The 631-nt window shown below is 45.2% G+C and carries 1 protein-coding gene; it reads left to right on the top strand.

Annotation, left to right across the window (positions count from 1 at the left end; all coding sequences use genetic code 11):
• On the top strand, positions 1 to 351 hold a 351-nt coding region (locus OGY06_RS00005), incomplete at its 5' end, for a hypothetical protein (RefSeq protein ID WP_502872879.1).
• Between the last annotated feature and the right edge of the window lie 280 nt (positions 352 to 631).

Below are 631 nucleotides of genomic sequence, written 5' to 3'. Positions count from 1 at the left end.
TCTACAGACATGCCCATACGTCTACAGATTGGGGATGGCTATTTTGGGTCCACACACATAACGGCAAGACATGGGAAGTGGCTCGAGCGTTACCAGCCTGATGGATGCGTAGCTACATTCGTTCATAAGAAATTAAGCACTTCCGGGAAGATCCTTTTACTGGAGGAAAAAAACAAGATAGGACTGGCTTTAACGTTAACCCCCAACGCGGCTCTTATCTTAAGAAATATTGGAGATTTCTTCTCCATAACAACTCTTTATTACAAGAAGAGCGGATTGGACGGTGAAGAGGTTGGGAGATATACAGGGTACAAATGGGCAACATCGCCATACATAGAAAGACGCCGCTAGTTTCTAAAATCAGGCAGCGATAAAGACTGGATAATGCCGATATCGAATAAACTCACTTCCAGCTTTATATCAACGTTATTTACCATAACATCCGTTGCCCGCACCACTGAAACGGGGTTGGCTGCGTTTCCGGTGCCAGACGCGAGAAAGTGGCGACAGACATAACGAAAAAACACCAGAAACGCAGCCGCTGAATATTACACTGGTGCATAGTCATGCAGCCAGATGCATGGATGTTAAAGTCATACTAAAATCCGCGCCAATGCCTTAAAAACCGACA

This window comes from Citrobacter sp. Cpo147, from assembly GCF_030332405.1.
Lineage (GTDB): Bacteria > Pseudomonadota > Gammaproteobacteria > Enterobacterales > Enterobacteriaceae > Citrobacter > Citrobacter portucalensis.
The sequence above is the reverse complement of the archived record's forward strand: the minus strand, read 5'-3'. Positions and strand labels throughout refer to the sequence as shown.